Source organism: Knoellia sinensis KCTC 19936 (assembly GCF_000768705.1).
Lineage (GTDB): Bacteria > Actinomycetota > Actinomycetes > Actinomycetales > Dermatophilaceae > Knoellia > Knoellia sinensis.
Genome location: NZ_AVPJ01000004.1, coordinates 130,078 through 155,057 on the forward strand (window position 1 = coordinate 130,078; position 24,980 = coordinate 155,057).

General features: G+C 69.3%; 25 protein-coding genes. 18 read left to right on the forward strand and 7 right to left on the reverse strand.

The features are described from left to right. Window positions 1-51: 51 nt before the first annotated feature. A complete protein-coding gene (locus N802_RS07050) occupies window positions 52-678 on the reverse strand; it encodes a nitroreductase family protein (RefSeq protein WP_035914438.1) in 627 nt (208 codons plus the stop codon). A 23-nt stretch (window positions 679-701) separates the two neighbouring features. Here N802_RS07050 and N802_RS07055 point away from each other — a divergent pair, with 23 nt between their 5' ends. Beyond that, window positions 702-3,377 carry a bifunctional acetate--CoA ligase family protein/GNAT family N-acetyltransferase gene (locus N802_RS07055; protein ID WP_035914056.1) on the forward strand — a complete coding sequence of 892 codons (2,676 nt, stop codon included), beginning with the start codon at window positions 702-704 and terminating at the stop codon, window positions 3,375-3,377. A gap of 8 nt (window positions 3,378-3,385) precedes the next feature. On the opposite strand, the gene N802_RS07060 is transcribed toward N802_RS07055, so the two are convergent. After that, window positions 3,386-4,669 carry a YncE family protein gene (locus tag N802_RS07060; RefSeq protein WP_156971316.1) on the reverse strand — a complete coding sequence of 428 codons (1,284 nt, stop codon included), beginning with the start codon at window positions 4,667-4,669 and terminating at the stop codon, window positions 3,386-3,388. Between the two features lie 206 nt (window positions 4,670-4,875). On the opposite strand from N802_RS07060, the gene N802_RS07065 reads away from it, so the two are divergent. From N802_RS07065 to N802_RS07075, 3 genes are read left to right on the forward strand one after another with little or no spacing between them, the layout of a single operon-like run. After that, a complete protein-coding gene (locus tag N802_RS07065) occupies window positions 4,876-5,484 on the forward strand; it encodes a DUF5998 family protein (protein ID WP_035914060.1) in 609 nt (202 codons plus the stop codon). Then, complete coding sequence (locus N802_RS07070) at window positions 5,481-6,623, forward strand: alkaline phosphatase family protein (RefSeq protein ID WP_035914062.1); 1,143 nt, start codon at window positions 5,481-5,483, stop codon at window positions 6,621-6,623. The genes N802_RS07065 and N802_RS07070 overlap by 4 nt, the downstream gene beginning before the upstream one ends. Before the next feature lie 11 nt (window positions 6,624-6,634). Next, entirely contained in the window at window positions 6,635-7,312 is a 678-nt protein-coding gene (locus tag N802_RS07075) for a thymidine kinase (RefSeq protein ID WP_035914063.1), read from the forward strand. 161 nt (window positions 7,313-7,473) lie between these two features. Here N802_RS07075 and sepH read toward each other — a convergent pair whose 3' ends face one another. Next, the gene (gene sepH / locus N802_RS19370; RefSeq protein WP_052109555.1) at window positions 7,474-8,631 is read right to left on the reverse strand and encodes a septation protein SepH; all 1,158 of its coding nucleotides are present in this window, start codon (window positions 8,629-8,631) and stop codon (window positions 7,474-7,476) included. Window positions 8,632-8,792: 161 nt separating this feature from the next. Between sepH and N802_RS07085 the strand changes: the two genes are divergently transcribed. The 7 genes from N802_RS07085 to N802_RS07115 all read left to right on the forward strand — a co-directional run bounded on the left by N802_RS07085 (window position 8,793) and on the right by N802_RS07115 (window position 13,729). Continuing rightward, entirely contained in the window at window positions 8,793-9,911 is a 1,119-nt protein-coding gene (locus tag N802_RS07085) for a ferrochelatase (RefSeq protein ID WP_035914064.1), read from the forward strand. A 1-nt stretch (window position 9,912) separates the two neighbouring features. Then, complete coding sequence (locus tag N802_RS07090) at window positions 9,913-10,770, forward strand: inositol monophosphatase family protein (RefSeq protein WP_035914066.1); 858 nt, start codon at window positions 9,913-9,915, stop codon at window positions 10,768-10,770. 156 nt (window positions 10,771-10,926) lie between these two features. Beyond that, on the forward strand, window positions 10,927-11,226 hold the full coding sequence (locus N802_RS07095) for a DUF4193 domain-containing protein (RefSeq protein WP_035914068.1): 300 nt from the start codon (window positions 10,927-10,929) through the stop codon (window positions 11,224-11,226). A gap of 55 nt (window positions 11,227-11,281) precedes the next feature. Then, window positions 11,282-11,776, forward strand: coding sequence for a dUTP diphosphatase (dut, locus tag N802_RS07100; protein WP_035914070.1), 495 nt, complete (start codon window positions 11,282-11,284; stop codon window positions 11,774-11,776). Window positions 11,777-11,778: 2 nt separating this feature from the next. Then, window positions 11,779-12,579 (forward strand): DUF3710 domain-containing protein, encoded by an 801-nt coding sequence (locus N802_RS07105; RefSeq protein WP_245613867.1) that lies wholly within the window; start codon window positions 11,779-11,781, stop codon window positions 12,577-12,579. Continuing rightward, window positions 12,579-12,947 carry an OB-fold nucleic acid binding domain-containing protein gene (locus N802_RS07110; RefSeq protein ID WP_035914072.1) on the forward strand — a complete coding sequence of 123 codons (369 nt, stop codon included), beginning with the start codon at window positions 12,579-12,581 and terminating at the stop codon, window positions 12,945-12,947. The genes N802_RS07105 and N802_RS07110 overlap by 1 nt, the downstream gene beginning before the upstream one ends. Window positions 12,948-12,961: 14 nt before the next feature. After that, window positions 12,962-13,729 (forward strand): DUF3159 domain-containing protein, encoded by a 768-nt coding sequence (locus N802_RS07115; protein WP_084071996.1) that lies wholly within the window; start codon window positions 12,962-12,964, stop codon window positions 13,727-13,729. Here N802_RS07115 and N802_RS07120 read toward each other — a convergent pair. Together N802_RS07120 and N802_RS07125 are read right to left on the reverse strand one after the other, a co-directional pair. Continuing rightward, window positions 13,714-14,403 carry a potassium channel family protein gene (locus N802_RS07120; RefSeq protein WP_035914074.1) on the reverse strand — a complete coding sequence of 230 codons (690 nt, stop codon included), beginning with the start codon at window positions 14,401-14,403 and terminating at the stop codon, window positions 13,714-13,716. The two genes, N802_RS07115 and N802_RS07120, sit on opposite strands and share 16 nt — an antisense overlap. Before the next feature lie 17 nt (window positions 14,404-14,420). Then, on the reverse strand, window positions 14,421-15,083 hold the full coding sequence (locus tag N802_RS07125) for a potassium channel family protein (protein ID WP_035914076.1): 663 nt from the start codon (window positions 15,081-15,083) through the stop codon (window positions 14,421-14,423). Window positions 15,084-15,147: 64 nt separating this feature from the next. Between N802_RS07125 and N802_RS07130 the strand changes: the two genes are divergently transcribed. Together N802_RS07130 and N802_RS07135 are read left to right on the forward strand one after the other, a co-directional pair. After that, window positions 15,148-17,157 carry an APC family permease gene (locus N802_RS07130; protein WP_035914442.1) on the forward strand — a complete coding sequence of 670 codons (2,010 nt, stop codon included), beginning with the start codon at window positions 15,148-15,150 and terminating at the stop codon, window positions 17,155-17,157. Between the two features lie 5 nt (window positions 17,158-17,162). Further along, window positions 17,163-18,479 carry a class I SAM-dependent RNA methyltransferase gene (locus N802_RS07135; RefSeq protein ID WP_035914443.1) on the forward strand — a complete coding sequence of 439 codons (1,317 nt, stop codon included), beginning with the start codon at window positions 17,163-17,165 and terminating at the stop codon, window positions 18,477-18,479. A 93-nt stretch (window positions 18,480-18,572) separates the two neighbouring features. On the opposite strand, the gene N802_RS07140 is transcribed toward N802_RS07135, so the two are convergent. Both N802_RS07140 and N802_RS07145 read right to left on the reverse strand, forming a co-directional pair. After that, window positions 18,573-19,799: a sensor histidine kinase gene (locus N802_RS07140; protein WP_035914078.1), complete on the reverse strand. Its 1,227-nt coding sequence runs from the start codon at window positions 19,797-19,799 to the stop codon at window positions 18,573-18,575. Beyond that, on the reverse strand, window positions 19,796-20,494 hold the full coding sequence (locus N802_RS07145; RefSeq protein WP_035914079.1) for a response regulator transcription factor: 699 nt from the start codon (window positions 20,492-20,494) through the stop codon (window positions 19,796-19,798). Before N802_RS07145 ends, N802_RS07140 begins: the two co-directional genes overlap by 4 nt. A gap of 156 nt (window positions 20,495-20,650) precedes the next feature. Between N802_RS07145 and N802_RS07150 the strand changes: the two genes are divergently transcribed. From N802_RS07150 to N802_RS07170, 5 genes are read left to right on the forward strand one after another with little or no spacing between them, the layout of a single operon-like run. After that, entirely contained in the window at window positions 20,651-20,947 is a 297-nt protein-coding gene (locus N802_RS07150; protein ID WP_035914080.1) for a hypothetical protein, read from the forward strand. Then, complete coding sequence (locus N802_RS07155; protein WP_245613850.1) at window positions 20,944-21,999, forward strand: AAA family ATPase; 1,056 nt, start codon at window positions 20,944-20,946, stop codon at window positions 21,997-21,999. The genes N802_RS07150 and N802_RS07155 overlap by 4 nt, the downstream gene beginning before the upstream one ends. Then, complete coding sequence (locus N802_RS07160) at window positions 21,992-22,939, forward strand: DUF58 domain-containing protein (protein ID WP_035914081.1); 948 nt, start codon at window positions 21,992-21,994, stop codon at window positions 22,937-22,939. Before N802_RS07155 ends, N802_RS07160 begins: the two co-directional genes overlap by 8 nt. Continuing rightward, entirely contained in the window at window positions 22,939-23,886 is a 948-nt protein-coding gene (locus N802_RS07165) for a VWA domain-containing protein (protein ID WP_211254354.1), read from the forward strand. The genes N802_RS07160 and N802_RS07165 overlap by 1 nt, the downstream gene beginning before the upstream one ends. Before the next feature lie 26 nt (window positions 23,887-23,912). After that, entirely contained in the window at window positions 23,913-24,890 is a 978-nt protein-coding gene (locus N802_RS07170) for a S1C family serine protease (protein WP_211254355.1), read from the forward strand. Window positions 24,891-24,980 lie beyond the last annotated feature (90 nt).

A 24,980-nucleotide genomic window follows, 5' to 3' on the forward strand; every position in this document is an offset into this window, starting at 1 on the left:
CTTTGTCGGTGGGATCCCGGGTACGCATCCGGGCGAACACCCCATCTTCACTCACGCCTCCGACGGTGCTGCTCTCGACTCGCCGAACCGCCCATGGTGGAGCACGTCACGCAGGGGCCGCCTCCCGCGCTTCAGCGACGGGCTGGTCACCCGTTCTGCTTCGTGACCCAACGCGATGACGCCGACGATCCGGCGATCGGGCGGGACGGCATACGCCGCCTTGACGGCCTCGTGCCGAGCGGCAGGCACGCCGAAGAACAAGGCCCCGATCCCAGCGTTCTCCGCGCCGAGCAGGATGATCATGGCCGCCATCGCGGTGTCGGTGTCCCAGTACGGGATGGGCCACCGTTCGAGAGATCGGTCCGTCCACCCCTTGTCGGGTTCGGCATAACGATCCAGGTATGCCGTCCGGTCCGAGAGCAGGACCATCAGGACGGGCGCTGCAGAGACGCCGCGCATCCACGCGGAAGTCTCGTCGGTCTCGCGGCTCGCCTCCCAGAAGCGACCCCGGTCGCCCGGGTCGGTCAGAGCGAGGACGTCCCACCCCTGGGTGTGACCCGCGCTCGGGGCTCGCTGGGCCAGGCGGACGAGCTGCTGGACCGAATCGAGTGGCACGTCGCGAGCAGGGTCGAACCGCCGCACCATGCGGCGGCGGGTCACCACGTCGATGAGGTCCATGGTGATCATCGTGCCGTGACACGATGGACCCCATGAGCGAGGACCTCGATCTGCCGCCGGGGTACCCCGTCAGATGGGAGGCCGACGTCGTCCTGCGGGACGGGAGTGTTGCGCACCTGCGACCCATCCTTCCCAGCGACGTGGACCTGATTCACGCGTTCCACTCACGCCAGTCGGACGAGTCGATCTACCTGCGCTTCTTCGCCCCGCTGCGTCAGCTCTCGGACCGTGACGTCCATCGGTTCACCCACGTCGACTACGAGGACCGCGTCGCCCTCGTCATGACTCTGCGTGAGGACATCATTGGCATTGGCCGCTACGACCTCACAGAACCTGCGTCGGCCGAAGTGGCGTTCAACGTCAGTGATGACCACCAGGGCAAGGGCATCGGCTCGGTGCTGCTCGAACACCTTGCCGCCGTCGCGCAGGAGTTCGGGATCACCCGGTTCACCGCCGAGGTGTTGCCCCAGAACCGCAAGATGCTCACCGTCTTCTCCGAGGCCGGCTACGAGGTGAGCCGCAAGGTCGAGGACGGGGTGGTGGCACTCCACTTCGACATCGAGCCGACGGATCGCTCCAAGGCCGTGGCGACCTCGCGCGAACACCGCGCCGAGGCGATCAGCGTCAGCCGCATCCTGCGTCCGCGCTCGGTGGCCGTCATCGGCGCTGGTCGTTCCGCACAGTCGATGGGCCACCACTTCCTCAAGAACCTCCTCGACGCCGGCTTCACCGGTGAGGTGCATCCCGTCAACCGCAAGGCGCGCACGATTCTGGGGCGGCCGGCATACGACTCGATTGGCGACGTCCCGGGACCGGTCGATCTCGCCGTGGTCGCGGTGCCGGCCGACAAGGTGCTCAAGGTGGTCGACGAGTGTGCCGCTGCCGGCGTCGGTGCATTGCTCGTCGTCAGTTCCGGCTTCGGCGAGGGTGGGGGAGAGGGTGACGAACTCCAGGCCGAGCTCGTGCGTCGCGTCAGGGGATCCGGCATGCGCATCGTCGGACCCAACTCGTTCGGACTGATCAACACCGATGACGCGTTCTCGCTCAACGCGTCGCTGTCACCCACCATGCCGCCCTCCGGGCATCTTGGCCTCTTTTCGCAGTCCGGTGCGCTCGGGATTGCCGTGCTGCAGTCCGCCGCTCGACGCAACCTCGGGATCTCGACGTTCGCCTCGGCGGGCAACCGGGTCGACGTGTCCGGCAACGACCTCATGCAGTACTGGATCGACGACGAAGACACCCACGCCGTCGGCCTCTACCTCGAGTCCATGGGCAACCCGCGCAAGTTCTCGCGCATCGCCCGCAACCTCGGCATCATCAAGCCGGTCATCGTCGTGCAGTCGGGTGTCTCCGCCTTCGGCGTGCCGCCGGGGCACCGCGTGCGCAAGACCAAGGCGCGCCCGACGGTCTTCACCGCGATGCTTCGCCAAGCGGGAGCCATCCGGGTGTCCAACGTCCACCAGATGTTCGACGTGGCCCAGCTGCTCGTCCACCAGCCGCTGCCTGCAGGGCGTCGGGTCGCCATCGTGGGCAACTCCTCGGCACTCGGCGCCCTGTCGGCCGGTGCCGTCGCGGGGCGCGGTCTCAACGTGACCCATGGACCGGTCAATCTCCCGACAGAGGCCACGGCAAGGCAGTTCCGCGAGGCCCTCGACAAGGCCTTCGCGGATCCGGACGTCGACTCCGTCCTGGCTTGCTTCATCCCGCCCATCGTCGCCCACGACGAAGAGGTGACCGAAGCGGTTCGCTCAGCAGCGCGGGGCTCCGAGAAGACCTGTGTCGCAACGTTCTTGGGCATGCGCGGAGTGGATTCGTCCACGTCCATGGAAGAAGGTGGCGGGTCCGGTCAGGCGATCCCGATCTATGCAATGCCGGAGGACGCGGCCTACGCCTTGGCGAAGGCGACCAAGTACGCGCAGTGGCGCAACAAGGACCATGGCGTGCCAGTCGCCCCGGCCGGGATCAACAGGCGGGTCGCCGAGGACGTGGTCCACACGGTCCTGTCCGTCAGCCCGGAAGGGCGACGACTCGATCCCGACGAAACTGCGGCTCTGCTCGCGGCCTACGGCATCGAGGTGTGGCCGTCGCGCCGCGTGGCGACGGTCGACGAGGCCGTCGAGGCCGCCGGCGAGATCGGCTACCCGGTCGTCCTGAAATCCACGGCACCGATGCTGCGCCATCAGGGCGGGGTCACCGGCGTCCGGGTCGACCTGGCGAACGACCAGGCCGTGCGCGACGCCTGGGCTTCGCTGCACGAGCGTCTCTCCCCCCTCGCCGCAGGTGAGCTCGAGGTGCAGCGCATGGCCACTCCAGGGGTGGCGTGCGTCGTCACCGCCGACGAGGATCCGCTGTTCGGCCCGGTGGTGAGCTTCGGTGTCTCCGGACTTCCGACCGAGCTCCTCGACGACATCGCGCACCGCATCCCGCCGCTCACGGATGTCGCTGTCTCCGAACTCATCTCATCGGTCAAGGCTGCCCCGGTGCTTCACGGGCACCGCGGGTCGACCCCGGTGCACCGGGCAGCCCTGGCCGATCTCATCGCGCGAGTGTCGGTCATGAGTGACGACATGCCCGAGTTGGTGTCCCTCCGCCTCAATCCGGTCAACGCTCAACCCGGCGGGGTCGAGGTGCTCGGCGCCGAGGTCACCGTGGCACCGGTGGCCCGGCGCACGGACCCCGGACGGCGCTCCCTCACCTGATCGGAGCCTCAGCGGGAGGTGCCGGACCATCCTTCGGGAAGGGAGCCCAGGCGCACCCGCTGGGGGTGGTCGCCGACCGGCACCGTGGCCACTCGCTGACCGGTGCCGAAGTCGATTGCCGTCACCGTGTCGGTGGCGCTTTCGCTGATGATGCAGCGCTTGCCGTCCGGGCTGATGGTCGCCCAGTAGGGCTTGCCTGCAGGGATGAGGGACCCAGCCGTGAGGGTGCGGCGGTCAACGATGGTCGCGTAGTCGTCCATCGTCCCCGCGACACACAGCTTGGAGCCGTCGGCACTCATGGCGAGACCGTGGTGCCGCGAGTCGTTGACCCACGTCGTCCGGTCGGGGTTCACGGCAGGGTTCTTCGGGAGGTCGGCCACACGGGTGATCCGCCCCGCATCGACGTCGTATTCGACGAGGCCGGCGAAGAAGGAGACCTGGAAGTACAGCTTCGACTCGTCGGGACTGAAGGCCATCGGTCGGACCGAATCGCTGAGGTCCTTGCGACCGAAGGCGTCGAGCAACGGTCGCATGTCGATGGTCCTGACCACCTCGAAGCTCTGGGCATCAGCGATGACGAGCTTGCGATCACCCTTGGTGAAGTCCTGCCACCGAGCGTCCTGGCCGGTCTCGACGTTGCCGATCGCCGAGTTGACGATGTAGCGACCACCATCGATGTAGACGTTCTCGTGTGGCTTGTCGCCCGTGGGGAATCGGCCCAACTCGCGGCCGGTCTCGATGTCGAGGACGTGGACGACGTTGCCACTGGACGCGGAGACGGCCACCTGCGTTCCGTCGGGGGAGAGGGCCATGTGGTCGGACCGGAACCCGCTCACCGGGAAGCGCCACTCGACCGCACCCGTCGTCGTGTTGATCGAGACGACGTCGGCATAGCTCGGCCGGGACGCGACGATCGACGATCCGTCCGGCGTCGAGTACATGTCGTCGACGTACTGGTTGTGTCCCTCACCGGCCGTCCTCTGGATGTACAGATAGGCGGCGAGGCGGACGGGATTGAGGTAGATCTCGAGTTCCCGCTGGGTCTTGTCGGGGATCATGTTGATGTCGCCGAGCTTGCCGTAGTCGCCGTCAGGGCGGATCACCGTGACGTTGCCCGACCAGTTGTTCCCGACGAAGAAGACCTGCTGCTGGCTCGGGGCCTCCGACGTCACGGTGACCGAGGGAACGTCGGCGTGTGCGGTCGCGCCGCTGAGACCGAGGGCGACGAGTGCCGCAACCCCCATGCTGCTCACGCGTCGGAGCCGGCGGCTGGAGGGGGCAGGCGTGGGCATCGGTGCTCCTGTCGATCAGCGGTTGACTTACCGACGGTAAGTTACTCGGTGGTAAGGATGGACCGCAAGACCCATCTTCTGTCCCATCGCGACGCGGCTCGTGACCGCGAGGGTGGATCCTTCTTGGCCCCGCTTGATGGCGCTGCATCTCGCTGGGTCCATGACTGGACCCGGACGGCGCTGCCCCACCCGATCGGTGCGGCAGAATGATGGGCATGAAGCGCCCGTTCGACGTCCCCACCCTGCCGGTGGACCTCACCGATGCCATCGAGAGGGCGGGGTACTACCCGGCACTCGTTGGCGACGTCGTCTCGGCCGCACTTGCCGGTGAAGAGGTGCGCTCGCACCTGGTCCACCTTGAGACGACCTTCGACCGCGACGTCATCCGTCGCCACGTCACCGTCCTCGTGCTCACACCCTCGCGACTGGTCATCGCCCACGCCGACGACCACGCCGATGAAGCGGCCGGTGCCAGCGGTGGTGAGCAGGAGGTCGCCACGGCGACGACCGAGAGCATCCCGCTCTCGGCGGTGCGCGGAGTGATGCTCACCCATGTGGTCGCCGACCCCCAGAACTACGTACCCGGATCCTTGGGGCGCGAGCTGACCCTCACGCTCGGGTGGGGCGCCGTGAGCCGTGTCGACCTTCTGCCCGCGACGTGCGGGGAGCCGGGCTGCGATGCCGACCACGGCTACGACGGCACCATCTCGAGCGATGACATCGCGCTCCGTGTGTCGGCCACCGCCGATGGCGATCCCGCACTGCAGCAGGCGATCTCGTTCGCTCACGCACTCTCGGCCTCGCTCGGGCAGTGACCTCCCTCGTGCCGCTCAGGGCACCGGCCTACGCCGAGGGTGGACTCAAGGACGTCCTGCCCTCAGTGGTCTCGGCCCTCGGGGTGCCCGACGTCGGACCGCGCTGGGTCCTCCCGTCCGCGCGCAGTGCCGTCGTCGTCCTCGTGGACGGACTCGGACACGACCTGCTGCGCCGACGCGGCGGCCACGCCCCGTGGCTGCGGTCGCTCTTTGCCGATGGCAAACGCATCGCTGCGGGCTTCCCCTCGACGACGCCTGTCTCCATGGGCTCCTTCGGGACGGGACTCGACCCGGGATCGCACGGGATGGTGGGGTTCGAGGTCCTCATACCGGGAGAGGACCGGCTCCTGAACGAGCTCTCCTGGGAGGACGGCCCCGTTCCCGAACGGTGGCAGCCCAGAGCCACGTGGTTCGAGAAGGCTGCGGCCCGGGGCCTCGATGTGGCGCGTATCGGTCCGGGATTCTTCGACGGATCCGGTCTGACCCGGGCGGCCCTGCGTGGGGGACGGTTCGTGGCGGCGCAGTCCTTGGAGGCTCGCGTGGACGCGACCCTGGCTCATGCCCGTTCGCAGCCCGCCTCGTTGACCTACCTCTACTGGGGTGACCTCGACAAGGTCGGCCACGTTCACGGCTGCGAGTCCTGGCAGTGGGGGGACGAACTCGAGACCATCGATCGCCAGCTGGCACGGTTGGCCGATGGTTTGCCGTCCGACTGCTCCCTCACCATCACGGCCGACCACGGCATGGTCGACGTGCCCATGGCCCACCGCTTCGACCTCGCCCATGATCCCGACCTCGCCGCGGGTGTGCGTCACTCCGGGGGCGAGCCGCGGGCGCCACAGTTGTACTGCGAAGCCGGTGCCACCGACGACGTGCTGGCCACCTGGCGGGCGCGCCTGGGTGACATCGCCTGGATCGTGAGCCGCGACGAGGCCGTTGCCGCGGGTCTCTTCGGTCCGGTCCACGACGAGCACCTCGCGCGGATCGGTGACGTCGTCGTGGCCATGCGTCAGGCCCACGCCGTCGTCGACTCGCGGCACCACCGGCCCGAGCTACTCGCCCTCATCGGGCTGCACGGATCCCTGACCGATGACGAAGTGCCCGTGCCGTTGTTCCACGTTGCCGCTCGCGCGACATAGGGTGTCGCCTCGTGGCTGAGTTGGTGTTCTTCTCCGGGACGATGGACTGCGGCAAGTCCACCCTCGCGCTCCAGATGGATCACAACCACCGGGCGCGTCAGCGCGTCGGTCAGATCTTCACGAAGCTCGACCGCATGGGGGAGTCGGTGCTGTCCTCCCGCCTCGGCCTCTCTACCCAGGCCCACGAGGTCACCGACGAGCTCGACTTCTGGGACGTCGTCGTGGAGCACCTCACTCACGGGCAGCGAGTGGACTACCTCATCTGCGACGAGGCTCAGTTCTATACCGGCGCCCAGATCGAGCAGCTGGCTCGGGTCGTCGACGAGCTCGGCATCGACGTGAACTGCTTCGGCATCACTGCCGACTTCCGCACGGAGCTCTTCCCGGGTGCCAAGCGCCTCTTCGAACTCGCCGACCGGGTGCAGGTGCTCCAGGTTGCCGCGCTCTGCTGGTGTGGTGAGCGTGCCACGCACAATGCGCGCATCATCGACGGAGTCATGGTCGTCGAAGGTGAGCAGGTCGTCGTCGGTGACACGGCCACGGCGACCGAGAGCCTCGTCGAGTACGAGGTGCTGTGCCGCCGCCACTACATGCGTCGGATGAACAGTCACGCAGCGCGCAAGGCTTCGGTCACGCCGGACGTCCTGCCGTTCGACCTCGACGTGTGCCCAGTGCCGCCTCGGGCGTAGTCATATTTCGGCCTCTGGGGTCGCGTACAACTCCCGGGTCGCCACAGATCCATCCGCCGTCCGCGCGCTGGGCGCGCTCCCGGCTCCCGCCAGACCCAGCCAGCGGCGACCCGGCAGTTGTGCGCTCCCAGGGTGTCGTCCCCGGTCCGCGCGAGGGTGGGTCAGGAGCTGCGGCCGCCGCCGAACATGATGTCGTCCCAACTGGGGACAGTCGGTCGGCCCGCCTTGCGCGAACCGGATTTGCGGGCTGGCGCCTGTGCCGGAGGGCCGGGCTTCGCGGTCTCGCGCGCCTCCGCCGCGTTGAGGGTCTCTGTGGAGTCCGAGTCCTCATCGGACGTCACGTCGTCGACATCGTGGGCGCGATCGTCGAGGTGGGCGCTCACGGGGTGCTTGCCGCGGGCGGCCGGAGGCTCGGGCGCCTCGGCCGGGTCCATGGTGAGTTCCTCGAGCGGAAGGGCGTCGTCGCGCGGCGACTCGTCCACGGGCGTGTGGGTCGGCGAGGAGCGGCGGCGTCCGTGACTACGTCGTGAGCGGGTCGACTGCTCCCGCATCGCTGCCATGAGATCGATCGGCTCGGCCGAGGGACCGGACGAGTCGGAGGAGTCGGAGGAGTCCGCGCCCTCAGCAGCAGCCTCTTCCTTCACCCCGCCGGCGGCCTCGACATCGAACACGGCGCTGGCGCGGTTGGCGTTGGTTGCCACGTGGGGCGTCGGGATCGCTGAGTCGCCAGTGCTGTCCTCGCTGAGCCAGCGGGCCTCGTCATTGCCCGAGAGGAGGGACTTCAGCCGCGGGTCGAAGGTCCAGGACGCGATGCGCTCGCGCCCCCCTGCGGGAAAATGCGCTGTGACGGTCCACCGACCGTCGTCGAGCCGCAATGAGTCCCAGCGCACGCGTTCGGCGAGGACACCGCGCTCCTTGAGCCGCTCGTCGGCCCGAGACCCGAGGCTCTGCTCCGCGGTCTGGTTCCCGGCCCGGGATCCCGGACGGGTCTGACCGACGATGACCGCACGAGCGAGGTTCGCGATGTATTCGCGTTCGGCGAGCACCGGCCCCTCGAAGCGCTGGACCTTCTGGATCGTCCAGCCTGCACGGTCGGCGACCTCCTCCGTCGACAGCCCGGAGCGGATCAGGGCCTGGACGTCGCGCGGTCGAAGGCCACCATCGATCTCGATCTGCAGCTGCCCCAGGCGAGGTCGGTCCCGTCGAGCGGCGGCGCGCATCGCCTCGTCGAGGGGCGCCCGGTAGCGCTTCCCCTCTGCATCGGAGAGGAGGACGTGCTCGCCGTCCTCGTGGACGCCGATGAGACGAAGGTCCATCATCACTGAACTCCCGGGCCGTGGTCAGGTCACCCTTGACTGTGCCACCCCATGCGGCTGTCGCAAAGCAGCCCCGCCGTGAAGTGCACCGGGTTCCCGTCGTGTCGGGCCTTCCCAGCCCGACCACGACGCGTACGCCACGGGGCGCTCGTTAGGTTGGGACCATGCCGACAACGTCCGACGACGACGCCCTCGCTCCCTACGACGCCGTCCTGCTGCTGTCCTTCGGCGGGCCCGAGGCGCCCGACGACGTCATGCCCTTCCTGCGCCGGGTCACCGCCGGCCGCGACGTGCCGGAGGACCGCCTCCAGGAGGTCGCGACGCACTACCACCACTTCGGCGGGCGCAGCCCCATCAACGACCAGAACCGGTCGCTCATGGCTGCACTCGAAGCAGAGTTGGCGCGTCGCGGTTCGTCGGTGCCGGTCCTGTGGGGCAACCGCAACAGCACTCCTTTCGTCACCGACACCTTGCGCGCGGCCCGCGCCGAAGGCCTGCTCCGGCTGTGCGTCGTGGTGACGTCGGCCTACTCGTCGTACTCCGGGTGCCGTCAGTATCGCGAGGACCTCGCAGCCGCCACGGAGGAGTTGGGTATCGCTGCCGCGGACCTCGTCATCGACAAGGTGCGGCCCTACGCCCTGCACCCGGGCTTCGTCGCGGCCAACACCGACCACCTTGTCGAGGCCGTCGCAGAACTGGAGCCGGGTGACCGCGACTCCGCCCGGCTGCTCTTCGTGACGCATTCCATCCCGGAGGCGATGGACGACACGTCCGGCCCGGGCGACGGTGACGGCAACCTCTATGTCGAGCAGCACCTGCGAGCCGGTCATGTCATCGCCCAAGGGCTCGCGGCGCGCGCGGGCGTCACGCTCGACCACGAACTGGTCTTCTGCTCCCGATCCGGCAGCCCACGGACCCCGTGGCTGGAGCCCGACGTCAACGACCGGCTCGTGGAGCTGGCCGGCGAAGGAGTCACCACCGTCGTCTTGGCGCCCATCGGCTTCGTCTCCGACCACATGGAGGTGGTCAACGACCTCGACCGTGAGGCGCGAGACACGGCGGAGGGCCTCGGGCTGCGCCTCGTCCGCGTTCCCACGGCGGGGACCCACCCCCTGTTCGTCGAGGCGCTGGTGGACCTGCTCCAGGAGCGAGCCGCGGAAGCCCGCAGCGAGGTGGTCATCCCCGAGCAGGTCGACGGCGGTGACCTGCGTCCGTCGGTCTGTGCCCCCGGCTGCTGCCCCAATCTGCGGGCCGCGTTGCCCGCCCTGTGTGGACAGGACTGACATGGACCTCGCGCTTCCCGACGACGCACTCGCCGCTGCCCTCGAGGCCTTGGCGGGAGACATCGCGCGCTCCGCCGGACGGCTCGTCGTCGACGAGCGTCCCGCAGACGTCACGGTGGCGGCCACGAAGTCCTCGGCGACGGACGTCGTCACCGAGATGGACCAGCGGGCACAGGACCACCTCATCGAACGCCTCCGAGAGGCCCGCCCCGACGACGCCGTCCTCGGTGAGGAGAGCGGCGGCGCCAGCGGCACCTCCGGAATCACCTGGGTCATCGACCCCATCGACGGGACGGTCAACTACCTCTACGGCATACCCGCGTATGCCGTGTCGGTCGCCGCCGTGGTTGGCGACCCGACGATCCCGGGTGGCTGGCGTCCCTTCGCCGGGGCGGTCTACAACCCTGTCACCGACGAGCTGTTCCGCGCCCGCGCCCACGCGGGAGCGCACCTGGTCGTGGGGGAGGACCACCACGACCTCACCTCCAGCCGATGCGACGAGCTCGGGCAGGCTCTGGTGGCGACGGGCTTCGGCTATGCCGCGGATCGCCGCGCGCGTCAGGCCCGCCTCCTCCTCGACCTCCTGCCGCGGATCCGGGACATCCGTCGGATGGGAAGCGCGGCGCTCGACCTGTGCGCAGTGGCTGCCGGTCGCATCGATGCCTACTACGAAACGGGGCTCAACGCCTGGGACCTCGCTGCTGGCTGGCTCATCGCCGAGGAGTCGGGGGCGAAGGTGGGTGGACTCGACGGCGCAGGGGTTCCCGGAACGGCCCTCACGTGGGCCTGTGCAGACGGGCTGGCGTCGGCCTTCGGGGAACTTGTGGAATCGGGCACGAAAGAGCACCACGGCGACTAGTCTCAGCCCCGCTGTGGCGCTCATCTCGACCATGGTGCACAATTCCGGCTCGCACGGGCACAAATGTGACCGTCCGTGCGTTGACAGGGCGAAGCAGGGACGTCAGCATCCGGAAACTTTCCGGAACTGACCACACGACATCGGGAAAGGAGCGCAATGGCGACCGACTACGACGCGCCACGCAAGACCGACGACGAGCTGTCCGAGGACTCCATCGAGGAGTTGAAGACTCGCCGCAACGACAAGCGATCCTCCAGCGTCGACGTTGACGAGACGGAGCAGGCCGAAGGGTTCGAGCTCCCGGGGGCAGACCTGTCGGGCGAGGAGATGTCGGTGCGGGTCATCCCGCGCCAGGCCGACGAGTTCACCTGCTCGCGGTGCTTCCTCGTGCACCACCGCAGCCAGCTGGCGAGTGAGAAGAACGGCCAGATGATCTGCAGTGAGTGCGCAGCCTGAGCAGGACACCGATACCGGTCGGACACGACCGGCGTCCGAGATAGGGTCAGTCCCCGTGACTGGCCCTTCTCGCATCCCGGTCGTGTTCCGGCGGCTGACCTCGGAAGCCCGCATCCCGGCATACGCCACCGATGGTGACGCCGGCGCGGACCTCACTGCAGTCGAGCCCGTGACCCTCCAGCCGGGGGAGCGTGCCCTCGTCCGAACGGGCCTCGCCGTGGCCCTGCCGGCGGGGACCGTCGGTCTGGTGCACCCGCGATCGGGGCTCGCAGCCCGGCACGGAGTCACGATCGTCAACGCGCCAGGCACCATCGATTCGGGCTACCGGGGGGAGATCCTCGTGAACCTCGTCAACCTCGACAGGGACGCCGCGTTCACGGTCGAGGTCGGGGACCGGATCGCCCAGCTCGTCGTCCAGGAGTACGTCCACGCAGACTTCAGGGAGGCCGACTCGCTCCCTGACAGTGTCCGGGGTGACACTGGACATGGATCCACCGGAGGCTTCGGCACGACGCCTTCGGACACCTTCGAGGAAGTGACCACACCGTGAGCATGTTTCGCCGCCGCAAGGCCGACGCAGAGACCGCAGTCGAGGGCGCACCCGACGCCGTGACCGGTGCCGAGGCCGAGGCGGGCATCGAGGACGAGTCGGTCGCCGACCAGTCGGGCGCCGACGACTCGAGTGCCGACGACAAGGCCGGCGCCGATCGTCCGGTCGACCGTTCCTCAGGTCCGTTCGACGCGTCCGAGGTCGGGGACGACGACGGTCGGCTCGACCTTGGCTCCTTGCGCATCAGCGGTTCGACTGGCATGGAACTGCGGCTCGAGATCGACCAGGAGCAGCAGCACGTCGTGGCCGCGACCGCGGTCCTCGGCGAGTCCGCCCTCCAGCTCCAGGCCTTCGCGGCACCGCGCAGCGGGGGACTCTGGGCGCAGATCCGATCCGAGATCGCCGACGCCATCGCGAGTCAGGGCGGGACCGCCGACACCGAGGAGGGTGAGCTCGGCATCGAGCTCCGCACGCGCATGCCCAGCGCCGGGCCCGACGGCCGCACGGTGTTCGCGCCGGCACGGTTCCTTGGCGTCGACGGACCCCGCTGGTTCCTGCGTGGAGTCATCTCGGGCCGCGGGGCCATCGACGAGGAGGCCGCCGCACCCCTGCTGGACATCTTCCGGGAGACCGTTGTCGTCCGCGGCACGGACCCCATGGCACCGCGTGAACTCCTGCCCCTGCGCCTGCCGCAGGAGGAGGCAACTCCGATGCCCCCGGCTCCGACCGGGCAACAGGCACAGGTCTCCACGGACGACCTCAACCCGTTCGAACGCGGCCCCGAGATCACTGAGGTGAGGTGATGGGTCTCAAGGAGCGCCTGCGCGACCTCGCACGGACGGACACGGAGTTCGAGGCCGACGAGATCCGCGAGCGCACCCTGTCCGACCCCGGAAGCGCGGTCGCGTGTGCCGGGGAACTTGTCGAACGCCGCCCTGCCACCGTGGCCGGATCGATCCGCTCCCTCACCCTCCCACCGCGACAGAGCGTTCCGGTGCTCGTGGCCGAACTCTTCGACGGCCAGCGCTCGGTCAACCTCGTCTGGGTGGGCCGCCGTCGCATCGCGGGAATCGAGCCGGGTGTCTTCCTCATCGCCGAGGGTCGAGTCGCGAAGGTCAAGGGTCAGCCCACGATCTTCAACCCGACCTATCAGATCGTTCCGGCGAAGTGACGTCGGTGACGCCCATGCCCACGCCGACGCCCGCCGAGCAGACGGTTGCCCACTCGGTCGAAGAGCTCATCCGACACCGTCTGTCGACGGCTCTCGGAGGGTGGCGCGGCTCCCTTGAGACAGCACTGCCGACGATCGCGTTCATCGGCGTGTGGACCTGGCGCCAAGACCTTTACGCCGAGTCTGGCCCCGCTCTCCGGCAGGCCGTGTGGTCCGCGGTCGCTGTGGCAGTCGTCCTGGCCGTCCTGCGTCTGATTCAGCGGTCGAGCCTGCAACACGTCTTCGGAGCCGTCATCGCCACGGCGCTCGCCGCGTTCTTCGCAATGCGCAGTGGCCGTGCCGAGGACGCGTTCCTGCCGGGCATGCTGCTGTCCGGTGCCTACCTCGTGGGAACCCTCATCTCGATCCTGGCGCGGTGGCCCGTCGTCGGCTTCCTCGTCGGGGCGGGGGATCCTCGGGCTGCCGAGGACCCGTTCGGTTGGCGCCGGGACTCCGGGATGGTCCGGGTCTGCTCGCGGCTCACCTGGGTGCTCGTGGCGCTGTATGCCGTGCGCCTCTCGATCCAGATCCCGCTGTACCTCGCCGGGCAGGTCGCTGCCCTGGGCGTCGCCAAGATCCTCCTCGGCTGGCCCCTGTGGGTCGCCGGTGTGGCGGTCATGGGCTGGATGCTCGTGCGCGGCAACACTCCCCAGGAGATCGACGCGCTCGCCCACAGCCAGGGCCTCGACCACGTCGAGGACGACGACGCCCGCGACGGGCGCGACAGTCAGTCGTCGATCTGACGCTTCTGCCGCTGTGACCCCGGGCTGAGCATCGACTCGAGATCGGACTCGCCCTCACTCGTGGTGATGAAGAGCAACTCGTCCAGTGGCTCGAGGGCATCGTCACGGCTCGGGGCGATCGGGTGACCGCCGCGGATGATGCCCGTGAGGACCGTGTCTGCGGGGAACGCGATGTCGCCGACGCGAGTGCCGGCATACGGACTGCCCTCGGGCAGGGTCATCTCGACCATGGCGGCCCGGCCCTGTTGGAACTCGAAGATCCGGACGAGGTCGCCGACGGACACGGCCTCCTCGATGAGTGCCGTCATGAGGCGCGGTGTGGACACGGCGACGTCGACACCCCAGGCGTCGTCGAACATCCACTCGTTCTTGGGGTTGTTGACCCGGGCGACGGTGCGCGGCACGCCGAACTCCGTCTTGGAGAGCAAGGACACGACGAGGTTGGCCTTGTCGTCTCCCGTCGCTGCCACGACGACGTCACAGTCGGCCACTCCTGCCTCGGTGAGGGCACTGAGCTCGCAGGCGTCAGCCTGGAGCCACGCGGCGTCAGGCACCTTGCTGACCCGTTCGCCGTCGGCCTCCTTGTCGATGAGCAGGAGTTGGTGGCCGTTGCGGATGAGCTCGCGGGCGATGGAGCGACCCACGCTGCCGGCTCCGGCGATGACGACGCGCATGCGAAAGGTCCTAGCTGTCAGTGAGCCGCGGGGGCTGCGTCGAGGATGCGCTCGGCCTCGGCGAGGCGCGCGCGGTCGAGGGAGAAGTGGACGAGGTCGCCGTCCTGGTAGACGGTCTCGGTGGTGGGGATGAGGCCCTCACCCAGCCGGCTCACATAGGCCACCCGGCCGCCGACGGCGTTCTCGAGGTCGAACACCCGGTGCCCGACCCAGCCCTCGTGGATGGGCATCTCGGCAATGACCACCCGGCCACTGGGGTCGGTGAACTCGGGGACGTGCCCCTGGGGGAGGAGGCGACGGAGCACCTGGTCGCTCGTCCACTTGACGGTCGCGACCGTCGGGATGCCGAGACGCTGGTAGATCTCTGCCCGGCCCGGGTCGTAGATGCGCGCCACGACGTTCTCGACGCCGAACTTCTCGCGCGCCACCCGTGCCGCGAGGATGTTGGAGTTGTCGCCGCTCGAGACCGCCGCGAACGCATAGGCCTCGTCGATCCCCGCTTCCCGCAGCGTGTCCCTGTCGAACCCGAGTCCGACGACGCGGCGTCCTTCGAAGGACGCACCGAGGCGTCGGAACGCCGCTTCGTCCTGGTCGATGATCGCGACCTCGTGGCCGGCCCGTTCGAGAGCCCTGGCCAGCGAGGCGCCGACGCGGCCGCAGCCCATGATGACGAAATGCACGCTCCGACGCTACACCGGGGCACGCGGGCGGCGGACCAGTGCGCCGGTGCATAGAGTGGCGCTCGTGAGTTCTTCCGGTCGCGTGGTCAAACGCGTCATCCTCGGGCGTGCGATGCGGTCCGACCGGCTCGGTGAGACGTTGCTCCCGAAGCGTCTGGCCCTACCAGTCTTCGCCAGTGATGCACTCTCGTCCGTCGCCTATGCGCCGGACGAGATCCTCCTGACCCTGGGCCTTGCCGGAGGAGCTCTGGCAGCGACCCACTCGTGGGAGGTCGCCCTGGCCGTTGTCGTGGTCATGGCGGTCGTCGTGCTCAGCTATCGGCAGAACGTGCATGCCTACCCGTCCGGGGGCGGCGACTACGAGGTGGCGAGCGTCAACCTCGGCCCCAAGGCGGGCCTCACCGTCGCGAGTGCCCTGCTCGTGGACTACGTCCTCACCGTTGCCGTGTCCGTCTCGGCCGGGATCCAGAACGCCGCGTCGGCCTTCACCTTCCTGCGCGGACACGAGGTGGCTGCCGCCGTGACGCTCGTCGTCCTCCTCACCGCGATGAACCTGAGGGGCGTCCGGGAGTCCGGCAAGGCGTTCGCGCTCCCGACCTACCTCTTCATGGTCACCGTCCTCGGCATGGCCGCGGTCGGCTTCTTCCGGGAGGCCCGGGGGACGCTTCCCCAGGCCGAGAGCGCGGGCTACGACCTGGTGGCCGAACCGGGCATGGAGGCCCTCGGCACCGCGGCTCTCGCGTTCCTCCTCCTCAGGGCGTTCTCGTCCGGATGCGCGGCACTCACCGGGGTCGAGGCAATCTCCAACGGAGTGCCCGCCTTCCAGAAGCCCAAGAGTCGCAATGCGGCCACGACCCTGCTCCTCATGGGCGCCATGGCGATCACCATGCTCGCCTCGATGGTCGCTCTGGCCAGGTGGACCGGCGTGAAGATCGCGGAGGACCCTGCCACCCAGCTGCTCAGGGACGGCCGACCCGTCGGCGAGGAGCATGTCCAGGACACGGTCATGGGCCAGGTGGCCAAGGCGGTCTTCGAGGGATTCCACCCCGGTGTCGTCCTCGTCTCCGTGGTCACCGGGCTCATCCTGTTCCTCGCGGCCAACACGGCGTTCAACGGGTTCCCCGTGCTCGGGTCGATCCTCGCCCGTGACGGGTTCCTGCCGCGTCAGCTCCACACGCGGGGCGACCGGTTGGCCTTCTCCAACGGCATCCTCATCCTCGCCGGGGCAGCGGCAGCCCTCATCGCCCTCTACGACGCCCAGGTCACCAAGCTGATCCAGCTCTACATCGTCGGGGTCTTCGTCTCCTTCACGCTCAGCCAGACGGGCATGATCCGCCACTGGAACCGCCTGCTCGCCGTCGAGAAGGACGGACGCGCACGCGCACGCATGCACCGCAGCCGGATCATCAACGCGGTCGGTGCGGCGATGTCCGGCCTCGTGCTCCTCGTCGTCCTCGCCACGAAGTTCCTCCACGGTGCCGGCTACGCCGTCGCCGCGATGGCCGTGCTCTTCTTCCTCATGATGCGGATCAAGCGGCACTACGACAGGGTGCGCGACGAGCTGCGGGTCGACCCGGCTGACACGAAGCAGCAGCTCCTGCCCTCGCGGGTCAACGCCATCGTGCTGGTGTCCAAGGTCCACAAGCCGACGCTGCGCGCGCTCGCCTATGCGCGAGCCACGAGGCCCTCGAGCCTCGAGGCGGTCACGGTCGACGTCGACCCCGCCGAGACCAGGGCGCTTCAGGACGAGTGGGACCGCCGAGAGATCCCGGTGCCCCTCAAGGCGCTGGACAGCCCCTACCGCGAGGTCACCCGCCCGGTCGTCGAGTACGTGAAGTCCCTGCGCTCGGGCAATCCGCGCGACATCGTCGTCGTCTACATCCCCGAGTACGTCCTCGGCCACTGGTGGGAACAGGCACTCCACAACCAGAGCGCCCTGAGGCTCAAGGGGCGCCTGCTCTTCACCCCCGGCGTCATGGTGTCGAGCGTCCCCTGGCAGCTGGCTTCGTCCGAGGGGGTCGAGGAGCGCATGGACGGTCCGGTGGTCGGCGACGTCCGACGTGGCGAAGGGTGACAACGGTGAGTGAGCATTCTGGGGCTGCCGACAGTCTCCGCGTCGGCGACGAGGTGGTCATCGAGGCCGGACCCATCGCCCACGGGGGCTTCGTCGTCGCACGACATCAGGGCCGCGTCCTCTTCGTCCGTCACGCCCTGCCCGGGGAGGAGGTGCGGGCCCGCATCACCGAGGGTGGACCGGGCGACCGATTCCTGCGTGCCGATGCCGTTGCCGTCCTGCGCCCCTCACCTGATCGCGTCGAACCACCTTGCCCGTATGCCGGCCCCGGCCTGTGCGGTGGCTGCGACTTCCAGCACGTTGCCGTTCGCGAGCAGCGGAGTCTCAAGGCGGCGGTCGTCGAGGAGCAGCTGCGACGACTGGCCGGTGTCGACCTCGCGGTCACGGTTGAAGCGGTGCCCGGCGACGTCGAGGGTCTGAGGTGGCGCACCCGCACCGAGTTCGCGGTCGACGACTCGGGTCGAGCGGGAATGCGTCGACACCGGAGCCACGACCTGATCGTCATCGACGACTGCCTCATCGCGCGTGAGGATGTCGTGGGCACCGGTGTGCTGCAGGGCCATTGGCCCGACGAGAAGGCCGTCGACGTCGTGGCCCCGAGCGTCGGGCCGGCTGTCGTCGTCCGCGTTCCGTCCGACGAGCCGACGGCCCCGGTCGTCACCGAAAAGGTTGCGGCTCAGGCACTTTCGCGAGAATTCGACGTCAGCGCACGGGGATTCTGGCAGGTGCACCTCGGCGCCTCGGCCACGTTCGTCGATGCCGTCATCTCCGGACTGCAACCACGGCCGGGGGAGCGGGGCCTCGACCTCTACGCGGGTGTCGGGGTCTTCGCCTCGGCGCTCGCCGAAGCCGTCGGACCCGAAGGTCAGGTCGTCGCGGTCGAGTCGGACGCGACGGCGGTGACCCAGGCCCGCCTCAACGTGGAGCGGACCCCCTGGGTCCACTACATCCAGGGCAGGGTCGATCACGTCTTCGGAGTCGAGTCGACGGGTCGGGTCGCCGGCTCACGTCGGGGTCGGCGACGCACGGGACCACGCAGGCCGCACAGCCAATTGCCACCCAGTGCGGACATCGTCGTGCTCGACCCCCCTCGCACGGGAGCGGGCAAGGCGGTCGTGGAGGCTGTCGTGGCGCTCGGCGCCAGGGCGCTCGCCTACGTGGCCTGCGACCCGGCGGCATTCGCCCGCGACACGGCATACCTCATGGAGCGCGGCTACGCGCTCACATCACTGCGCGCGTTCGACGCCTTCCCGATGACCCACCACATCGAGTGCGTCGCGATCTTCAGGCCCCGCGAGCGCGACGTGCGCGACGAGACGTGACCGCCCTTCGCGGGCATCGGATGCGCCGCAACGACGGCAGCAAGATGCACCGACCCGCACTGGTTGGTCCAGCGGACGCCACGAGATTCGGGCTCAGGCCCGTCCCAAGGGGTCGGTCTGGGGCGGGGTTCGCTCGCGGTCCTCATCGCGCCTGATCGCGCGATCGGGGAGCCAGACCACGAACGTGCTGCCGACGCCCGGTTCGCCGAACAGGGCGATGTGTCCCTCGTGGGACTCGACGACCTGGCGGGAGATGGACAGGCCGAGACCGTGACCGTCGTGGTCGCGGGCCACACCGGTCCGTCCGAAACGTTGGAACACGCGCTCGCGATCACCTTCGGCGATGCCGGGCCCCTCGTCGCGGACGGCCACCCAGGCCCAGCCGCGCATCGAGCCGGAGGCGACGGTCACCTCCCCGCCACCGGGGGAGAGTCGGACGGCGTTGGCGAGGATGTTGTCGAGTGCCCGGCTGAGGGACTCGGCGTCCGCGACGACGCGGGGCCCCGGGGCCAGACGACGAACCAGACGCAGGCCGCGGCCCTCGGCGAGCAGGCGCTGTTCCTCGACCACTTCGTCGGCCAGTTCGGAGAGGTCGACTTCGCGGTCGACGAAAGCGCCCGACCTCGTCCTCGCCGTCGCGAGGAGGTCGTCGACGAGGCTGGCCATCCGGTGGGTCGCCCGCGAGACCACGCTCACCGAGTGAGCGCGCTCATCGTGGGTCGTGTCATCGCGTGACAGCACGGCGTCGACGTTGGCCTGCACGACGGCGATGGGATTGCGGAGTTCGTGCGAGACGTCGTCGACCAGGGTTCGCTGGGCGCTGAACGACCTCTCGAGTCGGCCGAGCATGTCATCGATGGTGTCGGCCAGGGTGCGCAGCTCATCGCGAGGGCCTGTGGCGCCGATGCGCCGCGAGAGGTCGGAGGCCGTGATCTCGCGAGCGGTCGTCGTGATGCGCTCGACCGGTCGCAGGGCACGGCCCGCCACCCACCAGCCGATGAGGAGACTCAGGAGGAAGAGCACGGCCAGCGCAATGAACGAGTAGGTGCGCAGGGTCTCGAGAGTGGTGTAGTTGACGTACTCCTGCACGTCTCGGATGTCGGCCGCCTGGAAGTCCTCACCCGGGCGGTAGTTCACGATTCCGCCGCCACCCTTCTCGAACTTCTTGACGGTCACCGGATCGAGTGGCTTGGACTCGATCGACTGTGACAGGGCGAGGTAGATCCCGCCGAGCAGAAGTGTGGCGACGCCGAACAACAGCGCCGAGTAGGTCAGCGCCAGCCGTGCCCGGATGGTGCGCGCCCACGCGGGGACCGTCATGCCAGAGCCTCCTCGCGCAGCCGGTAGCCGCGACCGATGACGGTCTCGAGCACCTGCGGCTCCTCTCCGGTCGTGAGCTTGCGCCGCAGGGTCCCCACCGTCACGCGGACCGTCTGGGTGAACGGGTCGGCGTTCTCGTCCCACACGTGCTCGAGGAGTTCCTCGGACGACACGACGTGGCCGGGGTTGCTCATGAGATAGCGCAGCACCCCGAACTCCTTGAGCGTGAGGGCCAGTTCCCGCTCGCCGCGCTGGGCGAGCTGTCGGCTGGCATCGAGGGTGAGGTCACCGACACGCAGGATCGATGTCGAGCCACGGACGTCGCGTCGCAGCAGGGCCCGCAGCCGTGCGGTGAGTTCTGGAAGGGCGAACGGCTTGACGAGATAGTCGTCGGCGCCGACGTCGAGGCCTCGGACGCGGTCGGGGAGGCTCCCGCGGGCAGTGAGCATGAGGATGCGCACATCCTCTCCCGACGGCGTGGGCAGGCTTCCCGACCGCAGCCCGGCGGCGATGTCGAAGCCGCTCCCGTCGGGAAGGTTGAGGTCGAGCAGGACCACGTCGTATGCCGTGAGCGCGAGTTTGTCGATCGCCTCGCGTCGGGTGGTGGCGGCGTCGACGGCGTACCCCTCACGGACCAGGCCGATGCGCAGCGCGCTGGCCAGGCCCTCCTCGTCCTCGATGATCAGGAGCCGCATGTCCTCACGGTAATCGCGGGTGCGGCCCTCGCCCCAACGACCTTTCGCTCGACTTTCCTCGGACTTGCCGCTCACTTTCGGTCCCAGTTGATGGTCTGGACGTGGCCCTCCACCGCGGAGGACTCGCCGCCGGCGACACAGAGCAGGAGTGAACCCATGACGAACCACGCCGACCACACTCTCGACACCTCCCTCTCCGGCCCCGACGAGAACAGCGCGCGTCGCGCGAAGCGTTGGGCCATGGCGGGGGCAGCGGCACTGCTCCTCGTCGGCGGAGGTGTCGGAGCGGCATACGCCATGGGTGGTGGCGGGGAGACGAGGGAGACCGGCTACGCCACGATCGTCGAATCCGATTCCACTGTGCCTGCCGAGGGCAACAGCGTGCGTATCGGCGGCCGGGAGGACTGCCCGGAGAAGTCGGGCGGCGAGACGCCCGACACGAGCTCGCTGTGAGCGACGCCGAAGCCGGAGAGCGTCCGCTGATCGGCGGCCCGGCCCTCGAGCGCACCCTGTTCGAGGTGAAGAAGGTCGTGGTCGGTCAGGACCACATGGTCGAGCGGATGCTCGTCGGACTCTTGGCGCGCGGCCACGTCCTCCTCGAAGGCGTTCCCGGCGTGGCGAAGACCCTCGCGGTCCGCACCCTCGCCGACGCGATCGGCGGGACGTTCGCCCGGCTCCAGTTCACCCCCGACCTCATGCCGGGCGACATCGTGGGCACTCGGGTCTGGCGTCCGTCGAGCGACGCCTTCGACACCGAACTCGGGCCGATCTTCGCCAACCTCGTCCTCGCCGACGAGATCAACCGTGCGCCCGCGAAGGTGCAGTCGGCGCTCCTCGAGGCGATGGCCGAGCGGCAGGTGACGATCGGCGGGCAGACCTTCGCCCTACCGGCTCCCTTCCTCGTGCTCGCGACGCAGAACCCGATCGAGTCCGAGGGCGTCTACCAACTCCCCGAGGCCCAGCGGGACCGCTTCCTGCTCAAGGTGGACGTCGGGTACCCCACCGACATGGAGGAGCTGACGATCCTCCAACGGATGAGCGTCGACCCTCCTTCGGCGCACCTCACGCTGGAGCTCGACCAGGTGGCGGAGTTGCAACGAGCCACGGACCGGGTCTTCGTCCACCACGCGATCGCCCAGTACGCGGTGGCCCTGGTCATCGCCACGCGGGAGCCACACCGGTTCGGACTCGGCCACCTCGACGGCGTCGTCGACTTCGGGGCGAGTCCCCGCGCGACCCTGGGACTCGTGGCGGCCGGGCGAGCGCTGGCACTGCTCCGCGGCCGCGACTACGTGCTGCCCGGGGACATCACGGACGTGGCTGCGGACGTCCTGTCGCATCGCCTCGTCCTTTCGTTCGAGTCCGTCGCCGACGGGATCGACCCTCGGGTGGTCGTGGATGCCGTCATCGCGGCCGTCCCGTTGCCCGAGGTCGCCCCCGGACAGCACGACACCGTCGCCCCGCTGGCGGACCACGCCCCGACAGGGCCCGGCCCTCATGGCTGAGCCCCTGCGCGACCTCGCCCGCGACGGTGACCGAGCGTTCAAGGCGCTCGATCTCGTCGTGCGGCGAAGGCTCAACGGTCTCCTTCAAGGGGATCGCGCGGGCATGCGACTGGGCGGCGGGTCAGAGCCCGAGGAGGTCGTCCGCTACCGCGCGGGCGAGGACGACGTCCGACGCATGGACTGGAACGTCACCGCTCGCACCGGCGAGCCCCACGTCTGGCGGCCCCTGGCCGAACACGAGTTGGACACGTGGGTCCTCGTCGACGAAACCCCGAGCATGGACTTCGGCACCGCGCGCAGCGAGAAGCGTGACGTCGCTGCCCTCGTGGCCGGCTCCGTGGGGCTGCTCACGGACGGCCCCGGCAACCGCGTCGGCGTCGCTCACCTCACACCCGACGGGCTGGAGTGGGACGCTCCGCTCCCGGGTCGAGTCAGCGCCCGACGGACCTTGCGCACCGTGGCGGGCGCGCCCCGTGCCGAGGTGCGTCGCGACACCACAACGTTGGGCGAGGCGATCACAGCTCTTGAGCGGCGCCACCGCCGGCCGGGGCTGCGGGTGATCGTGAGTGACTTCATCGACCCCGACGGCGCCACCGATCGACCGTTCACCTGGGAGCCCGCCCTGCGACGACTGTGTTCCCGGCACGACGTCATCGTCATGGAGGTGCTCGACCCCCGCGAGATGGAGCTGCCCGACCTCGGACTCGTGGTCCTGCGCGATCCCGAGTCCGGACGCTCGCGCGAGGTCCACACGAGTGCGGCGTTGCGACGACGATATGCCGAACTCGCGGCCCGGCACCGCGCCGACGTCGCCGACGCCGTCCGGTCCACCGGCGCGGGCCACGTCGTCGTCCGCACTGACTCCGACTGGGTGCGTGATCTCGCCCGATACATCCTGTCCAGGCGTCGCGCGCGTCGCCCCGTTCGGAGGGTGCGTTGATGGACCTCCTCGCGCCGATCTGGCTGCTGCTCCTCCTTCCGCTGGGGGCGCTCGCGGTCACCTACGTCGTCCTCCAGCGGCGCAGACGCCGGTATGCCGTCCGCTTCGCTTCGCTGCCGATGCTCGAGAAGGTTGCTCCCCACCAACCGGGATGGCGTCGGCACGCGCCCGCGGCTGCCTTCGTCCTGGCCTTGAGCGCGCTCGCGCTCGCGGCTGCCCGGCCAGTGATCGACGTCCGCGTTCCGCACGAGCGGGCGACGGTGATCGTGGCCCTCGACGTCTCTCGCTCGATGCAGGCGACCGACGTCGAACCGACTCGGATGGACGCTGCCAAGCAAGCGGCCGCCTCGTTCATCGAGAATCTGCCCGACACCTTCAACGTGGGTCTCGTGACCTTCTCCGGATCGACCTCGGTGGTGGCCCCGCCGACCAAGGACCACGAGGCTGTGGCGGCCGCGCTCGATGGCCTGCCAATGGCCAACAGCACTGCCATCGGCGAAGCGGTTTTCACGTCACTGGACCAGGTTGCGTCCATGTCCGGGGGCGACGAGTCCGTCGACGTCCCGGCACGCATTGTGTTGCTGTCCGACGGCACCAATACCTCCGGACGCAGCCCGGACGAGGCCGCGGTCGCGGCCTCGGAGGCAGGCGTTCCGGTCTCGACGATCGCTTACGGCACCCAGGAGGGGACGGTCGAGATCCAGGGTCGCTTGGTGCCGGTGCCCGTCGACGTCGAGGCCCTCGCCGCGCTGGCCGACGGCACCGGGGGAGTGGCCTACACCGCCGAGAGCGGCGATGAGCTCGCCGAGGTCTACGAGGACATCGGGTCATCCATCGGGTGGCGCACCGAAGCGCGAGAGATCACGCCCTACCTCGCAGCCGCCGGGTTCCTCCTCGGACTCGGCGCCGGGGCGATGTCACTGCGCTGGTTCGCGCGGCTTCCGTGAACGACGAAGGAGAGGTGATGGGCCCCATGTCCACCCCACCCACCGATGGCGAGCGCCGCGTGCCCCTGGTCACGTGGCCGGGCCTCGGTGAGCCCGCCGGCCCGGACTTCCTCCGCCGTCCCATGCCTGCCTCCGCCCCCGACGTCCCGACCGCGACCTGGGGCGACCACCCCATCTTCGGCGCCGTGGGTCGCGACGTGGGGCGGCCCACAGACTCGACCGGGACATCTCCTGTGCCACCACCCGGTCGGGAGCGGCGACGCGGCCGCCTCCCAACCCTCCTCCTGGCCGCAGCACTGACCGGAGGACTGGCAGGAGCCGGCGCAGCCGTCGTGCTCGGCCCGGACGCCGTCCCCTCGTCCGGGTCGGGCATCGCCGTCGAACCGCCGTCGGGTCGCGCCCCTGCATCAGCCGCAGGCACGGAGGAGGCGGCGGCGCAGGCCATCCTTCCGAGCGTCGTGCAGGTGCGTGCCGGTCAGGCCACAGGATCGGGGTTCGTCCTCGACGATCGGGGCCACGTCATGACGAACCATCACGTCATCGAAGGAGCTTCCTCGGTGAGCCTGCAGCTCGCCAGTGGGCGCTCCGTGTCGGCCGTGGTCGTCGGGAGTTCTGAGGACGACGACATCGCCGTCCTGAGGGCCGACCCGCAAGCCCTCGAACCCGCGCGGATCGGCACGTCGTCCGCCCTGCGCATCGGCCAGCCCGTCATCGCCGTCGGCTCGCCACTCGGCTTGGACGGTACGGTCACCGCGGGCATCGTCAGTGCGGTCGAGCGGCGGGCGAGCCTGGGCGGGGGAGTGCGTCAGCAGGTCATCCAGACCGATGCCTCGATCAATCCGGGAAACTCGGGCGGGCCACTCGTCAATCTCGACGGCCAGGTCGTCGGGGTGAACACCGCCATCGCCACGCTCTCTGGTCGTGCCTCCGGCTCGATCGGCATCGGGTTCGCCGTACCCATCGATCGGGCCGTCGACGTGGCCGAGGACATCATCCGAGGGTGAGCACACGGCAAACGGACTCGTCGTGCTGAATCAGAACGTCCACGCCCCGGCACCCCCTGCCCCTCGACATGGGTGGCGTGGGAAGGTGGA

What these genes read in the sequence shown, in the direction of transcription:
- N802_RS07050 (WP_035914438.1), bottom strand. Translation starts at nt 678, where the DNA reads ATGGACCTCATCGACGTGGTGACCCGCCGCCGCATGGTGCGGCGGTTC.
- N802_RS07055 (WP_035914056.1), top strand. Translation starts at nt 702, where the DNA reads ATGGACCCCATGAGCGAGGACCTCGATCTGCCGCCGGGGTACCCCGTC.
- N802_RS07060 (WP_156971316.1), bottom strand. Translation starts at nt 4,669, where the DNA reads ATGCCCACGCCTGCCCCCTCCAGCCGCCGGCTCCGACGCGTGAGCAGC.
- N802_RS07065 (WP_035914060.1), top strand. Translation starts at nt 4,876, where the DNA reads ATGATGGGCATGAAGCGCCCGTTCGACGTCCCCACCCTGCCGGTGGAC.
- sepH (WP_052109555.1), bottom strand. Translation starts at nt 8,631, where the DNA reads ATGATGGACCTTCGTCTCATCGGCGTCCACGAGGACGGCGAGCACGTC.
- N802_RS07085 (WP_035914064.1), top strand. Translation starts at nt 8,793, where the DNA reads ATGCCGACAACGTCCGACGACGACGCCCTCGCTCCCTACGACGCCGTC.
- N802_RS07090 (WP_035914066.1), top strand. Translation starts at nt 9,913, where the DNA reads ATGGACCTCGCGCTTCCCGACGACGCACTCGCCGCTGCCCTCGAGGCC.
- N802_RS07095 (WP_035914068.1), top strand. Translation starts at nt 10,927, where the DNA reads ATGGCGACCGACTACGACGCGCCACGCAAGACCGACGACGAGCTGTCC.
- N802_RS07105 (WP_245613867.1), top strand. Translation starts at nt 11,779, where the DNA reads ATGTTTCGCCGCCGCAAGGCCGACGCAGAGACCGCAGTCGAGGGCGCA.
- N802_RS07110 (WP_035914072.1), top strand. Translation starts at nt 12,579, where the DNA reads ATGGGTCTCAAGGAGCGCCTGCGCGACCTCGCACGGACGGACACGGAG.
- N802_RS07115 (WP_084071996.1), top strand. Translation starts at nt 12,962, where the DNA reads ATGCCCACGCCGACGCCCGCCGAGCAGACGGTTGCCCACTCGGTCGAA.
- N802_RS07120 (WP_035914074.1), bottom strand. Translation starts at nt 14,403, where the DNA reads ATGCGCGTCGTCATCGCCGGAGCCGGCAGCGTGGGTCGCTCCATCGCC.
- N802_RS07140 (WP_035914078.1), bottom strand. Translation starts at nt 19,799, where the DNA reads ATGACGGTCCCCGCGTGGGCGCGCACCATCCGGGCACGGCTGGCGCTG.
- N802_RS07145 (WP_035914079.1), bottom strand. Translation starts at nt 20,494, where the DNA reads ATGCGGCTCCTGATCATCGAGGACGAGGAGGGCCTGGCCAGCGCGCTG.
- N802_RS07150 (WP_035914080.1), top strand. Translation starts at nt 20,651, where the DNA reads ATGACGAACCACGCCGACCACACTCTCGACACCTCCCTCTCCGGCCCC.
- N802_RS07160 (WP_035914081.1), top strand. Translation starts at nt 21,992, where the DNA reads ATGGCTGAGCCCCTGCGCGACCTCGCCCGCGACGGTGACCGAGCGTTC.
- N802_RS07165 (WP_211254354.1), top strand. Translation starts at nt 22,939, where the DNA reads ATGGACCTCCTCGCGCCGATCTGGCTGCTGCTCCTCCTTCCGCTGGGG.
- N802_RS07170 (WP_211254355.1), top strand. Translation starts at nt 23,913, where the DNA reads ATGTCCACCCCACCCACCGATGGCGAGCGCCGCGTGCCCCTGGTCACG.